A 12,527-nucleotide genomic window follows, 5' to 3' on the forward strand; every position below is an offset into this window, starting at 1 on the left:
TGGGGGCATGAGTAACGAGCAAGATCCCGCGGCCCTCGCGTCGGCGGCCGCCGAGACCATCGCGCGCCTCACCGGCGTCGAACGGCACGACATCGGCCTCACCCTCGGCAGCGGTTGGGGCAGGGCCGCCGACGTGATCGGCGAGACCGTCGCGGTGATCCCCGCCGAGGAAGTTCCCGGATTCCACGTCTCGGGGGTGCCCGGCCACTCGGGCACGCTGCGCTCGATCCGCCTCGCGGGCGGCAAGCACGCGCTCGTGATCGGCGCGCGCACCCACTTCTACGAGGGCCGGGGGGTGCGCGCGGTCGTGCACGGCGTGCGCACGGCCGCGGCGACCGGCGCTTCGGTGATGATCCTCACCAACGGCGCCGGAGGCATCGACCCCGCGTTCAAGGCCGGCGAGCCGGTGCTCATCTCGGATCATCTCAATCTCACCGCGACGTCACCCGTCGAGGGTGCGGACTTCATCGATCTCACCGACCTGTACGCCTCGCGCCTGCGCGCGCTGGCCGTCGACGTCGAGCCGTCGCTGCAGCAGGGCGTCTACGTGCAGCTGCCCGGGCCGCACTACGAGACGCCCGCCGAGATCCACTACCTGCGCACGATCGGCGGGCAGATCGTGGGCATGTCGACCGCGCTCGAGGCCATCGCGGCGCGGCAGGCCGGGATGGAGGTGCTGGGGCTCTCGCTCATCACGAACCCCGCTGCGGGTCTGGGCGAGGATCCACTGAGCCACGAAGAGGTGCTCGCCGAGGGCAAGGCGGCCGAGCCGAGGCTCGCCGACCTGCTCTCGCGGGTGGTCGCCCGGCTGTAGGCGCTGGCGCTCATCGGAGCCGACGCGCTGATCGCATACGTTCGTATGAAACCGGCGCCCGATTCGGTGGGAACGTCTGCCGCGGCCGCGCCGTTCCGCTGGATAAGCTGAGGGGTGTTGCAGGCAGTGTCGCCACCTGAAGGAGAGCATATGCAGTCGGTCGACGTCGTGGTCATCGGTGCCGGATTCGCGGGCCTCGTGGCCTCTCGCGAGCTGGGCAGAGCGGGGTTCGAGGTGGTGACGCTCGAGGCTCGGGATCGGATCGGCGGCCGCACCTGGACCGACTACCGACTCGGTCACGACCTCGAGATGGGCGCCAACTGGATCCACTGGGTGCAGCCCCACGTATGGGCCGAGGCGACTCGCTACGGCCGCGAGATCGTGCGCAGCCCCGCCGCGGACGAGGCCTACTGGCACGGAGCCGACGGAACCTCCCGCAAGGGCACGCTCGCCGATTTCATGGCGCTCATCGAAGAGGGACAGCAGCTGGTCATCGACGATGTGCGCGACGTCATGCCGCGGGGCTCGGAACCGCTCAATGGCCGGATCGCGGAGCTCGATTCGCTGAGCATCCAGGATCGTTTCGACGCCCTCGGGCTCGACACCGAGGCTCGGGCCGCGAACGAGTCGGTGTGGGTCGGGCACGTGAACGCCCCCCTCGGCGAGGTCGGACTGTCGAGCGCCCTGCGCTGGGTATCGGCCACGGGCGGGCACTGGCAGCTCATGCACGAGGCCTCGGCGACGTTCCGCGTCGTCGACGGGATGCGGGGATTCACCGACGCGATAGCCGCGGACGTTCCGGGGGAGATCCGCCTGAACACGGCGGTCGCCTCGGTGACGCAGGAGGGGGACGGCGCCGACGCGCACGCGATCGTCGAGACGGCCGGCGGAGAGCGGATCCGCGCCCGCCGCGTCGTGAGCACGCTGCCCGTCAACGCGATCTCGGAGATCCGCTTCGACCCGCCCCTCCCCGAGGCCTGGCAGCGGCAGAACGCCGAGACCGTGGCCTCGCAAGGCACGAAGGTGTGGATCCGCGCCGAGGGTCACGTGCCCCGCTTCTTCGCCTACGCGAGCCAGCGCCACTCCATCTCGGTGCTCAAGGCCGAGTTCTACTGCAGCGACGAGCGCGGCGACTACACGATCCTCGTCGGATTCGGCCCCGACCACACCCGCGTCGACCTCGACGACGTGGCGAGCGTGCAGGCCGCCGTCGACGCGTGCAGGCCGGGCATCACCGTGACTGAGGTGACCGCGCACGACTGGATGGCAGATCCGCTGTCGCGCAACACGTGGATGACCCACCGCCCGGGCCAGCTCACCCGCGACCTCGCCGAGCTGCAGCAGCCCGACGGGGTGGTGCACTTCGCGACGACCGACAACGCGAATCTGTGGGGCGGCTTCATCGACGGGGCGATCGAGAGCGGCCTGCGAGAAGCCCGACGCGTCGCTGAAACCCTCATGCCCCACTGAGCGCGAGGGCGCGCTCAGTGCCGTCGGCGCGTATGAAATCAGGCTGGCCGGACCACTCCCTCAAGTGATATCATTTTCCCACGGAACGATATCACTCGAGGGAGGTGATCCCCGTGGCACAACTGCTGATCCGCAACCTGCCCGACGAGGTGAAGGAGAGCCTGCGCGAGCGCGCCAAGAGCAACGGGCGGTCGATGGAGGCTGAGGCCCGCAAGATCCTGGTGGATTTCATCCAGCCGGCCGAGAACATCGTGGTCGAGTACGAGGGCCCCTACTCGCCCGAGGCGATCTTCGAGCGCTTCGGAGTGAAGATGCTGCCGAAGAACCGCCCCGGTCGAGCTATCACGTTCGAAGAGACCCAAGCTCTGATCGATGAGTTCGTATGACAGCGCATCTCCTCGACACGAATGTTCTCATCGCGCTACTCGATCCTGACCAGGCCTTCGCCTCCGAGGTAAGTGCCTGGTTCTTCTCCGAACCCGACCGACACTGGCTCACCTGCCCGATCACCGAGAATGGCGCGGTCCGTATCATCTCCCTGCCGCGATACTCCCGAAGCCAGCCTCCGCATGTCACAGTTGAGGCGCTCCGCACGCTGATGACGTTCGGCAGGCATGAGCACGTCCCCGACAATGTCTCCTTACTGAGCCCGGACATCGACGTCCGCCGCCTTCACGGCCCGGGGCAGGTCACCGATACGTATCTCGCTCTCCTCACCCAGCAGCACGGTGCGGTGTTCGCGACTCTCGACCGACGATTCTCGATCTCCGCTCTCGCGCACCCGGTCGAGGTGTTCCAAGTCCCGACCTAGAGGCCCCACGTCATTCTGCGCGAAGTCGCAGAATCCACCGCGAGATCCTGCGACTCGTAAACTCGCGCAGGATGACGGGGCGCTGCCTATTAGCGGGATCGCCTTAGAGCAGGTGATCGAGCGTCCCGCTCCCTTCGACAGGCGCAGGAAGCGGAGCCCCTACCCCTCGTGCACGACGCGGCCGTCGACGACGGTGAGACGGATCGGAACCTCGGGCAGCTCGTCGGGCGAGACCGAGACCGGGTCGGCTCCCCACACCGTGAGATCCGCGACGGCGCCGGGTGCGAGCACGCCGCGATCCGCGTGGCCCCGCGCCCGCGCCGGCCACAGCGTGTAGGCCAGCAGGGCCTCCTCGCCGGTCAGGCGCTGCGAAGGCTCGAACACGTGCGCCGAGGCATCGCCGGGGGTATGCCGCCCGCGCGCCCAGGCCATGCCGAGCCGCGGATCGTACTGCGCAACGGGCCAGTCGGAGCCGAGCACGAGCGTGACACCGGCATCGAGCACGTCGCGCACGCGGTAGCCGGTCTCGTCGCGTCCCTCGCCGAGCCGCATCGCCCAGCTGTCGCTGTGGTCCGCGGCCCGCCACTGCATGTGCAGCGGCTGCATCGAAGCGGTGACCCCCGCGACTCCGGCGCCGCTGCTCGCGACCGCGCGCAGCTGATCCACGTCAGCATCGGAGAGCACCTCGAGGTGCTCGATGGAGTGGAACGGAAGCCCGTCTCGCGCGGGCAGCGAGGCGTAGACGTCGAGCACCCGGCTCACCGCGTAGTCTCCGACGGCGTGCGTCGCGATGAGCATGCCGGCGTCGTGGTAGGCGCGCACGACGTCGCCGAAGCGCTCCCACGACGGCCAGAACGCCGAGCGCCCGTCGCCGCACGTGTCGGGCTCGTGCAGCCAAGCCGTGCCGGTGTCGATCACTCCGTCGCTGAACAGTTTGATCGCGCCCGTCTGCCACAAACGCCCGCTACGATCCTTCGCCGCGATGACGCGGGCCACGTCGTCGTCGGTGTCGCCGACGGCGTGCCAGTGGTGCACCGTGACGCGGTGATCCAGCTCTCCCCGCTGCTCGAGTTCGGCCAGCAGCTCGACCGTGCGATCCTTGCCGTCCATGATGGCCCCGCCCGTGAGCCCGGCGGCGGCCAGCCTGCGGAACATGTCCCGCAGCGCGTCGCGCTCCTCGTCGTGCGACGGCTTCGGGGCGGCGTCGAAGAGCAGGTTGTAGGCCGTTGGTTCGCGCAGCTCTCCGGTCGGGATCCCTGAGGCGTCGACGACGATCTCGCTCGCGTCGTCGAAGTCGCGGGGGCCGGTGATGCCCGCCGCGGCGAGCGCGGGGGCCGTTCCGAGAGCGGTGTGCAGGTCGTAGCAGATGAGCGCGACGGGGCGGCCCGGGGCGGCGTCCTCGAGGAGATCGCCTCGCAGACCGGCCGGCTCACCGGCCCCCGGTCCCTCGTCTCCGTGCTCGAAGGCCTCGTACTCGAGATTCCAGCCGCGCAGCCAGGCCCCCTCGGGGAGGCGCGCGTGCTCGGCGGCGATCGCTGCGCGCAGCTCGGCGATGGTGCCGAGCCCGCCGAGGTCGATCCCGGCTGTCACGTCGGCCGCCCAGTGCGGGTGGGTGTGGCTGTCGAAGAGGCCGGGGGTCACGGTCGCGCCCGCGACATCGCGCACCTCGATGCCGGTACCGGCGGCCGCGGCCGCGGCCGCAGCCGCCAGGATCGTCTCGTCGTCGCCGATCATCGCGATCCGGCCGTCCCTGACGAGGATCGCGGTGGCGTCGGAATCGGCATCCGTGTTGGTGCGCAGTCGCGCGCCGACGATGGCGAGGTCTCCCCCTGCGGTGGCGGTCATCGATGGTCCTTTCGTGTGCTGGGCCGGTGGGTCAGTGAGCTCAGTGCCTGCCGATGGCGCTGATGCCCTTGCGGGGCGCCATGTCTCCGAAGCGTAGCGGGTTCCAGTGGTGCTGGAACTCCGCATCCCCCGTCCCTCCCTCGACGAGGTCGGCCAGGTACTCCCCCATGAACGCCGCGTATTTGAAGCCCTCGCCCGAGTCACCGCAGGCGAGCACGACGCTCGGGTGGGTGCGGCCGATGACGAAGTCCCCGTCGCCCGAGTCGGTCCAGGTGCAGACCTGTGCACCGAGCACGCGGGGCGTGATCGCGGTGAGGTCGCGCTCGACGCGGGCGCGGATCACCTCGGTGCGCTCCGGCCGCTCCTCCCGGTCGAGATCGTCTCCGAGGGTGCCGCCGTGGAGCCTGCGGAGCGGCTGATCGAGACCGACCTTGTACCCGGCGTCGCCGTTCGGCATCGCGTAGATGCCCGGCTCGTCGCCGATGGGGCAGTCGACGAGGCCGGGCAGATCCGGGGCCGGGGGCGAGACCCGCGGATCGCCGAGGTACACCACCTGCTCGATGTACGGCGTGAGCGGCAGCGAGAGGTCGAGGCCGGGCAGCAGTTCGGCCGTGCCCGGGCCCGCGCTGACGAGAGCCTGATCCCCCTCGATGCTCTCCCCGTCGGCGAGATCGACGCGCACCGAGCGCTCCGCGGGCGCGATCCCGACCACACGGGAGCGAGGGCGGTAGTCGCCTCCCGCCGCGACGAATGCCGCGAGCGCGCCCCGCAGCAATCGATCGGCGTGCACCACGCCGCCCTGCTCGACGAACAGCGCGTCGCGCCCGTCCGGCCGCAGCCCCGGGAAGGCTTCGGCGACGCGCTCAGCCTCGATCTGCTCGACCGGCTGGTCGATCGCCGTGAGCGCCTCTGCCACCGCGGGCAGCGACAGGTCATCGCGCCACAGGAGCCCGGCGCGGCGGAAGACGGGTTCGCCCAGCCGCTCGCTCAGCCGCTCCATCGCGGCGAGCGTGCCGAGCATCGCGCGGGCGCGCCACACCTGCGTGTCGGCGAGACGCCACAGGCGGGAACTGCCGCCGTTCGAGGCGTAGGGGCCGCCCGGCTCGAAGCGCTCGAGCAGCGTGACATCCCAGCCCCGATCCTGCAGTTGCAGTGCGGCCGGCAGGCCCCAGGCTCCCCCGCCGACGACGATCGCGCGATTGCTCATGATCCGCGTCCTCAGTCGTCGATCGTGGTGAAGTGCTTGCGCAGCGGCTCGTGCACGCGCCAGACGCCCTTCCATCCGGAGGGCATGACCATCACGTCGCCCGGGCCGAACTCCTCGGGCGCCTGCCCCTCGATCTCGATCGTGACCCGACCCGCGAGGATCGTGCAGATCTCGGTGTAGCCGTTGCGCTCGGCCGTGAAGACACCCGGCGTGCACTCCCAGAGGCCTGTGTCGATGCGGTCTCCCGACCAGATGGTCGTCGAGGCCTCTGTCAGGGCGTCGGTGAGGGCTGTCGGCTTGGGTGCATGGGCGCCGAGATCGGCTGCGGCCGTGTCGTGGGCAGAGTGGGTGAGGACGGTGTGGCTCATGGGTTCCTTCGGGTCTCTTGGTAGGCGGCGGATCAGTGCCGGCCGGTGATGACGTCGGCGACGTGCGCGATGGGCGAGGTCTTCGCGCGACCCGCGAGCTCGGCACGGTCGGCGACGCCGTAGGCCGCGTAGAGGCCCTTCGTCGCGATCCAGCGCAGCGGCTCCGGCTCCCACTTGCGCACGCGGTGGTTCACCCAGGGCAACGAGGCGATCTCGGTGTCGTCGCCGAGGATGAGATCGGTGATGGTGCGACCTGCCAGGTTGGTCGAGGTCACACCGGTGCCGACGTAGCCTCCGCCCCACGCGATGCCGGTCTCGCGGTCGAGCCCGACCGTCGCGGCCCAGTCGCGCGGCACGCCCAGCACACCGGACCAGAGGTGGTCGATGGCCGCACCCCGGGTCGAGGGGAAGAAGCGGTGCAGGATCTCGCTCAGCGTGTCGACGGTCACGAGCGGGGTCTGGCCGTCGGTGTCGGTCTTCGAGCCGAACTTGTAGGGCACGCCGCGCCCGCCGATCGCGATCCGGTCGTCGGCCGTGCGCTGCGCGTACATGTAGACATGCGCGAAATCGCCGAGCACCTCGCCCCGGCTCCAGTTCAGCTCCTCCCACACCTCGGCCGAGAGCGGTTCGGTCGCGATGAGCGAGGAGTTCATGGGGAGCCAGAGCCGGTGCAGGCCCTTGAGATTGGCGGTGAACCCCTCGGTCGCCCGCACCACGTACTCGGCGGAAACCGTGCCGTGCGTGGTGCGCACCCGGTGGGGCTCGATCTCGACGACGCGGGTGCGCTCGTAGATCTCGACTCCGAGCCGTTCGACCGCGTCGGCGAGCCCGGCGGCGAGCTTCGCGGGTTGGATCCGCGCGGCGTGCGGGTGCCACACCGCCGCGCGAGTGTTCGCGACATTGATCTTCGCCTGCGCCTCCGGCGCTTCGAGCAGTTCGAGGTCCGTGTACCGCCAGGTCTGCTCGGCCTCCGCGAACGCGCGGATCCGCGCTTCCTGGGCCGGCGTGTAGGCGACGTTGAACTCGCCGCCCTTCTTGATGTCGGCCTCGATGCCCTCGGCCTCGGTGACGCGGATCACCTCGTCGACGGTCTCGTTCATGGCGCGCTGGAAGCGCTCCGCGGCGTCGCGCCCGTGGGTCTTGACGTACTGCTCACGGCCCCCGGTGATCGCAGCCGTGAGCCAGCCGCCGTTCCGACCGGAGGCGCCGTACCCGGCGTGGCGCTGCTCGAGCATCACGACCCGAAGCTCGGGCCGGGCCTGCTTGAGGTAGTACGCGGTCCAGAGGCCGGTGTAGCCGGCGCCCACGATCGCCACGTCGGCGGTGAGGTTCCCCGGCAGCTCCGGGCGCGGCTTCGGGGCGCCGATCTGCTGCCACCAGTGGGACACGTTGCCGTTGATCATTCGGTATTCCTTCTTGCGTTCGAGAAGCGGAGGGATAGGGGCGTTTCAGGCGGGAAATACTGAGGCGAGCGCGGGATCCCAGCTCAGCACGGCGGCCTCGTTCTCGCCGCGCAGCCAGTCGACCCCGGCAGCGCTGCGCACCACGCCGGTGCTGCCGTCGGGAAGCACGATCTCGAACTTCCAGCCGGATCCGAGGTAGATCGCCTGGCGCACGGTCACGGGCACGACCGGGCGACCCGGCGCAACCCGGTCGGCCGACGCGAACAGCTCGCCTTGCTCGGGTCGCACGACGGTCACGGTGCGGTCTTCACGCACCATCGTCGACTCCCCGATGAAGCCCGCGACGAAGAGCGAGGCGGGCCGCTCGTAGAGCTCCTTCGAGGTGCCGACCTGCTCGATCCGACCCTCGTTGAACACCGCGATCCGATCGGAGAGGGTGAGCGCCTCCTCCTGGTCGTGGGTGACGAAGATGAAGGTGCGGCCCACCTCGCGGTGGATGCGGCGCAGCTCGAGCTGCAGCCGCTCGCGCAGTTGCTTGTCGAGGGCGCCCAGCGGCTCGTCGAGCAGCAGCACCTGCGGTTCGAACACGAGTGCTCGCGCGAGCGCCACGCGCTGCTGCTGCCCGCCGGAGAGCTCCTTGGGATACCGCTCCTCGAAGCTCGCGAGACCCGCGGTCTCCAGGGCCTTCCGCGCTCGCTGCTCGGCCTCTGCCTTCGCGACCTTGCGCTGGCGGAGAGGGAAGAGCACGTTGTCGAGCACCGTGAGATGCGGGAAGAGGGCGTAGTGCTGGAACACGATGCCGAGCCCGCGCTGGTGCACCGGCACGTCATCCATGCGTTTCCCGTCGATCTCGATGTAGCCGGTGGTGAGGTCGGTGAACCCCGCGATGAGGTTCAGCGTCGTGGTCTTCCCGGATCCCGAGGGCCCCAGGAAGGTCATGAACTCGCCGGGCTCCACCACGAGCGAGACGTCGTCGAGGGCGACCGACTTGGGGTAGTGCTTGGAGACTCCGGCGAGCACGATCTCCGCACCGGCGCGGTCAGCTCTTTCGGCCACGGTTCTTCCTTCCGGTAAGCACGAGCGCTCCGATGACGAGCGTCGTGGTGAGTACGAGGATGACGGTCGCGGCTGCAGCGAGCGTCGGATCGGTGTCGCGGGTCACGCTCGAGTACATCAGCACCGGCAGCGTGTTGAGGTAGGGGCTTTTGATGAAGAGGGAGAGCACGACCTCGTCGAACGAGGTGACGAAGGCGAAGAGAGCGCCGGAGACCATGCCCGGCACGATGTTGGGGAGCGTCACCTTGAAGAAGGTCTCGATCCGGTTCGCCCCGAGGCTCAACGCCGCGAGTTCGAGACGGTCGTCGAAACCCGCGAATCCTGCCGTGATGGCGATCACGGTGAACGGCAGCGCGAGCACCGTGTGCGCGAGCACGAAGCCGAGCACCGTGCCGACGAGCCCCAGCTTGAGGAAGATGGCGTAGATGCCGATCGCGACGACGATGCCGGGTACCACCATGGGCGCGAGGAGCCCGATCCGCAGCGACGACGCGAGCCGCTTCTGGACCAGGGCGCGCAGGCCGAGCGACGCGAGCAGTCCGAGCACCGTGGCCACCAGCGCGACCAGCAGTCCGATCAGCAGCGAGTTCATGAGCGCGGAGGTCCATTCGCGGCTCGTGAAGAAGGACTCGTACCACTGCAGCGACCAGCTGTCGGGCGGGAACACGAACGAGGCCTTGCCCGTGAAGCTGAGCGGGATCACGACCAGCGTGGGCGCGATCAGCCAGACGGCGACGATTACGCTGACGGCCCAGAGCAGCGCTCTGGTGAGGGGACGTACGCGGTTCATGTCAGAACACCTCCACGGAGAGGCCCTTGCGGCGAGCGCCGCGCAGCACCAGCGCCACGAGCGCGAGCATCACGAACGTCGCCACCAGCAGGATCACACCGAGCGCGCCACCGCGCCCCCACTCCAGCAGGCTGCTCACCTGAGCGTAGATCGACTGCGCGAGCATGCTGTCCGAGGGAGACCCGAGCAGGGCCGGAGTGACGTAGAAGCCGAGTGCCTGGATGAAGACCATGAGCGATCCCGCAGCGACGCCCGGCAGCGACAGCGGCAGGAAGATGCGCAGGAAGGCGATCGAGGGTCGGGCTCCGAGCGAGCGCGCCGCGGTCACGAGGCGGCCGTCGATCCCGGACATCACCGCGTAGAGGGGCAGGACCATGAAGGGCATCAGCACCTGGCTCAACCCGATGAGCACGCCGAGATTGGTGCGCAGTAGTTGGAACGGGCCGATGCCGACGAGACCGAGCAGGGAGTTGACGAGGCCGGTGTCCTGCAGCAGTACGATCCAGGCGAATGTGCGGATCATGAGACTGGTCCAGAACGGGATCAGCGAGATGACCACGAGAGCCGCGCGTGCGCGAGGCCCGACGATGGTCATCAGGAAGGCGTACGGGTAGGCGAGCAGCAGGCAGACGAGGGTCGCCGTGAGCGCGTTGCCGAAGGTGCGCAGGATGACGTCGAGGTTCTGCGAGTTCTCGAAGACCCAGGTGTAGTTGCCGAACCCGAGCTCGGGTTCGCTGACGCTGCGCCACATGCTCTCGAAGACGGGATAGGCGAAGACACCGAGCAGCAGCGCGTACGCCGGCAGCAGCAGCAGGAGCGCCCGGAGCGGTGCGCGCCGCGAGGTGTTCGCGGCGCGCACCGTCGGGATGTTCGTCGTGGTCACGGCCGCTCGCTCATCCCTGGAGCCACTTCAGCCAGCGCTCGAGCTCGGCATCGTAGTTCTCAGCCCACCAGGAGGTGTCGGTGTTCACCATCTGCTCGGCGATCTCGGGGTTGGTCGTGAGGAACTGGTTGCCCAGCCCGTCGAGCTTCGGCGCGGCGTCGACGTTGACCGGCGAGTACGAGGTCAGCTCGGTGAGCTTCGCCTGCTGCTCGGCCCCGAGGTAGTAGTTGAGGAAGGCCATGGCGGCGTCGGGGTTCTTCACGTCCTTCGGCACGGTGAGGGCCTCGTAGATGACGAGGGCCTGGTTCCACACCGGCTTGTAATTCGCGCCGTTCTTCACGGCCTCGTAGCCGCGGCCCGACCAGACGAGCGCCATGTCGGCCTCGCCCGACTCGATCATCTGCGTCGACTCGGCACCCGTCTTCCAGAAGATGAGGCTGTCGCGGATCGTGTCGATCTTCTCGTAGGCCCGATCCATGTCGAGCGGGTAGAGGTCGTCCTCGGCGACGCCGTCGGCGAGCAGCGCGCCCTCGTAGACGCCGGGCCCGATGTCCTCGAAACCGGCGATGGCGCGCTTGCCCGGGAACTTCTCGGTGTCGAAGAAGTCGGCCCAGCCGGTGGGAGCCTCGGGGTACTTGTCGGCGTTGTAGAGGAAGACGTAGCCGTACTGCATGGCGGGCACGTAGCAGTCGCCGCTCAGCCCCTCGGGTACCTTCGACAGGTCGACGATCGACGTGTCGATGTCCATGAGCAGGCCGTCCTCGGCATCGCACTGCTTCTGCGCCCAGATGACGTCGGTGTCGACCACGTCCCAGGTGACGTTGCTGCTGTCGACCTGGGCCTTGACCTTCGCGTACTCGGTGGGACCGTCCTCGAGCAGGTTGGCCCCCGATTCCTCGGCGAAGGGCTTGCCCGCAGCCTCCATCTGGCCCTCCTGGAACGAGCCGCCCCAGGAGACGAAAGTGAGGGGCACGCCGTCGAGCGCGCCCTCGCGCACCGTGCCGGCCTGGGCGGGTCCGTCGCCGAGGTCGATCTCGGCCGGGCCCGCGGCGCTGCAGCCGACGAGCAGCGCGCCGCCCGCGGCAAGGGCGAGGGCGCTCGTGGCCGCCCGCCGTGCGATCCTGATATTCATGGTCATCGTCTCCTTTGAGGATGGGTGGGATAGAGGTGGTCTACGCCGGTGCGACCGAGTGCGCTCGGCTTTCCTCGGCGCGATCGACGGGTGTCGGAGGGCTGCAGATCCAGACGACCTCCGCCGTCCGATCGCCCTCGTTGACCACTCGGTGAGGCACCGAGCTGAGGAACTCGATCGAGTCGTCCTTGTCGAGCGAGTAGCGCTCGTCGCCGAGTTCGAGAACGACACTGCCCGCGACAACGATGAAGATCTCCTGCCCGTTGCCGTGCGCGTACGGCTCGGCTCCGGTGCTGCTGCCGGGGCTGAACACTCCTGAATACACCTCGAGGTTGCGCAGCGGAGGCAACGAGATCACGTACTTCTCGGCGCCTTCGAGCGGGAGGCTGGGGCGATCGGCCGCTTTGAGCACTCCTCTGGTGTGCCCGGCGCCCGAATCGAGCAGCTGAGCCGGGCTCACGCCCAGCGCGGTGGCGATTTTACGAAGAGAGGCCACGCTCGCGTTCGTGCGGCCGTTCTCGAGCTGGCTCAGAAAGCTCGAACTCACCCCGGCCGACGCCGCGAGACCGCGCAGGCTCATCCCGCGCAGCTGCCTGAAGGTGGCGACCCGCAAGCCGAGCTCGATCTCCTCGCCCGACTCCATCGCTGCGGCTGACGCACGACCCATATCGCTCCCTCGCGATAGAATTGAACACACTGGAAAGTTCACTGAACACTGTGTTCAGTGAACTCTTCAACACTGTACAGT

13 protein-coding genes are annotated in these 12,527 nt (G+C 69.0%); 4 read left to right on the forward strand and 9 right to left on the reverse strand.

Annotation, left to right across the window (positions count from 1 at the left end; all coding sequences use genetic code 11):
• The first annotated feature begins 7 nt into the window (after window positions 1-7).
• The 4 genes from AC0KXF_RS05435 to AC0KXF_RS05450 all read left to right on the forward strand — a co-directional run bounded on the left by AC0KXF_RS05435 (window position 8) and on the right by AC0KXF_RS05450 (window position 3,095).
• Complete coding sequence (locus AC0KXF_RS05435) at window positions 8-814, forward strand: purine-nucleoside phosphorylase (RefSeq protein ID WP_223045071.1); 807 nt, start codon at window positions 8-10, stop codon at window positions 812-814.
• A gap of 150 nt (window positions 815-964) precedes the next feature.
• Complete coding sequence (locus AC0KXF_RS05440) at window positions 965-2,284, forward strand: flavin monoamine oxidase family protein (RefSeq protein WP_473108215.1); 1,320 nt, start codon at window positions 965-967, stop codon at window positions 2,282-2,284.
• A gap of 113 nt (window positions 2,285-2,397) precedes the next feature.
• Window positions 2,398-2,670 (forward strand): FitA-like ribbon-helix-helix domain-containing protein, encoded by a 273-nt coding sequence (locus AC0KXF_RS05445; RefSeq protein WP_473108216.1) that lies wholly within the window; start codon window positions 2,398-2,400, stop codon window positions 2,668-2,670.
• Entirely contained in the window at window positions 2,667-3,095 is a 429-nt protein-coding gene (locus AC0KXF_RS05450) for a PIN domain-containing protein (protein WP_473108217.1), read from the forward strand. Before AC0KXF_RS05445 ends, AC0KXF_RS05450 begins: the two co-directional genes overlap by 4 nt.
• 159 nt (window positions 3,096-3,254) lie before the next feature.
• Here the strand turns inward: AC0KXF_RS05450 and AC0KXF_RS05455 are convergent, their stop codons facing one another.
• From AC0KXF_RS05455 to AC0KXF_RS05495, 9 genes are read right to left on the reverse strand one after another with little or no spacing between them, the layout of a single operon-like run.
• Complete coding sequence (locus tag AC0KXF_RS05455; RefSeq protein ID WP_473108218.1) at window positions 3,255-4,940, reverse strand: amidohydrolase; 1,686 nt, start codon at window positions 4,938-4,940, stop codon at window positions 3,255-3,257.
• Window positions 4,941-4,980: 40 nt separating this feature from the next.
• On the reverse strand, window positions 4,981-6,147 hold the full coding sequence (locus AC0KXF_RS05460) for an FAD-dependent oxidoreductase (RefSeq protein WP_473108219.1): 1,167 nt from the start codon (window positions 6,145-6,147) through the stop codon (window positions 4,981-4,983).
• Window positions 6,148-6,158: 11 nt separating this feature from the next.
• Entirely contained in the window at window positions 6,159-6,515 is a 357-nt protein-coding gene (locus AC0KXF_RS05465; protein ID WP_473108220.1) for a cupin domain-containing protein, read from the reverse strand.
• Between the two features lie 32 nt (window positions 6,516-6,547).
• On the reverse strand, window positions 6,548-7,918 hold the full coding sequence (locus AC0KXF_RS05470; protein WP_473108221.1) for an NAD(P)/FAD-dependent oxidoreductase: 1,371 nt from the start codon (window positions 7,916-7,918) through the stop codon (window positions 6,548-6,550).
• Between the two features lie 45 nt (window positions 7,919-7,963).
• Window positions 7,964-8,974: an ABC transporter ATP-binding protein gene (locus AC0KXF_RS05475; RefSeq protein ID WP_473108222.1), complete on the reverse strand. Its 1,011-nt coding sequence runs from the start codon at window positions 8,972-8,974 to the stop codon at window positions 7,964-7,966.
• The gene (locus AC0KXF_RS05480; protein ID WP_473108223.1) at window positions 8,958-9,764 is read right to left on the reverse strand and encodes an ABC transporter permease; all 807 of its coding nucleotides are present in this window, start codon (window positions 9,762-9,764) and stop codon (window positions 8,958-8,960) included. The genes AC0KXF_RS05475 and AC0KXF_RS05480 overlap by 17 nt, the downstream gene beginning before the upstream one ends.
• Window position 9,765: 1 nt before the next feature.
• On the reverse strand, window positions 9,766-10,647 hold the full coding sequence (locus AC0KXF_RS05485; RefSeq protein WP_473108224.1) for an ABC transporter permease: 882 nt from the start codon (window positions 10,645-10,647) through the stop codon (window positions 9,766-9,768).
• A 10-nt stretch (window positions 10,648-10,657) separates the two neighbouring features.
• Window positions 10,658-11,785 carry an ABC transporter substrate-binding protein gene (locus AC0KXF_RS05490; protein WP_473108225.1) on the reverse strand — a complete coding sequence of 376 codons (1,128 nt, stop codon included), beginning with the start codon at window positions 11,783-11,785 and terminating at the stop codon, window positions 10,658-10,660.
• A 34-nt stretch (window positions 11,786-11,819) separates the two neighbouring features.
• Window positions 11,820-12,446 carry a helix-turn-helix domain-containing protein gene (locus AC0KXF_RS05495; protein ID WP_473108226.1) on the reverse strand — a complete coding sequence of 209 codons (627 nt, stop codon included), beginning with the start codon at window positions 12,444-12,446 and terminating at the stop codon, window positions 11,820-11,822.
• Window positions 12,447-12,527 lie beyond the last annotated feature (81 nt).

This window comes from Leucobacter holotrichiae, assembly GCF_055791005.1.

What these genes read in the sequence shown, in the direction of transcription:
- AC0KXF_RS05440 (WP_473108215.1), top strand. Translation starts at nt 965, where the DNA reads ATGCAGTCGGTCGACGTCGTGGTCATCGGTGCCGGATTCGCGGGCCTC.
- AC0KXF_RS05460 (WP_473108219.1), bottom strand. Translation starts at nt 6,147, where the DNA reads ATGAGCAATCGCGCGATCGTCGTCGGCGGGGGAGCCTGGGGCCTGCCG.
- AC0KXF_RS05490 (WP_473108225.1), bottom strand. Translation starts at nt 11,785, where the DNA reads ATGACCATGAATATCAGGATCGCACGGCGGGCGGCCACGAGCGCCCTC.
- AC0KXF_RS05465 (WP_473108220.1), bottom strand. Translation starts at nt 6,515, where the DNA reads ATGAGCCACACCGTCCTCACCCACTCTGCCCACGACACGGCCGCAGCC.
- AC0KXF_RS05495 (WP_473108226.1), bottom strand. Translation starts at nt 12,446, where the DNA reads ATGGGTCGTGCGTCAGCCGCAGCGATGGAGTCGGGCGAGGAGATCGAG.
- AC0KXF_RS05435 (WP_223045071.1), top strand. Translation starts at nt 8, where the DNA reads ATGAGTAACGAGCAAGATCCCGCGGCCCTCGCGTCGGCGGCCGCCGAG.
- AC0KXF_RS05450 (WP_473108217.1), top strand. Translation starts at nt 2,667, where the DNA reads ATGACAGCGCATCTCCTCGACACGAATGTTCTCATCGCGCTACTCGAT.
- AC0KXF_RS05480 (WP_473108223.1), bottom strand. Translation starts at nt 9,764, where the DNA reads ATGAACCGCGTACGTCCCCTCACCAGAGCGCTGCTCTGGGCCGTCAGC.
- AC0KXF_RS05455 (WP_473108218.1), bottom strand. Translation starts at nt 4,940, where the DNA reads ATGACCGCCACCGCAGGGGGAGACCTCGCCATCGTCGGCGCGCGACTG.
- AC0KXF_RS05470 (WP_473108221.1), bottom strand. Translation starts at nt 7,918, where the DNA reads ATGATCAACGGCAACGTGTCCCACTGGTGGCAGCAGATCGGCGCCCCG.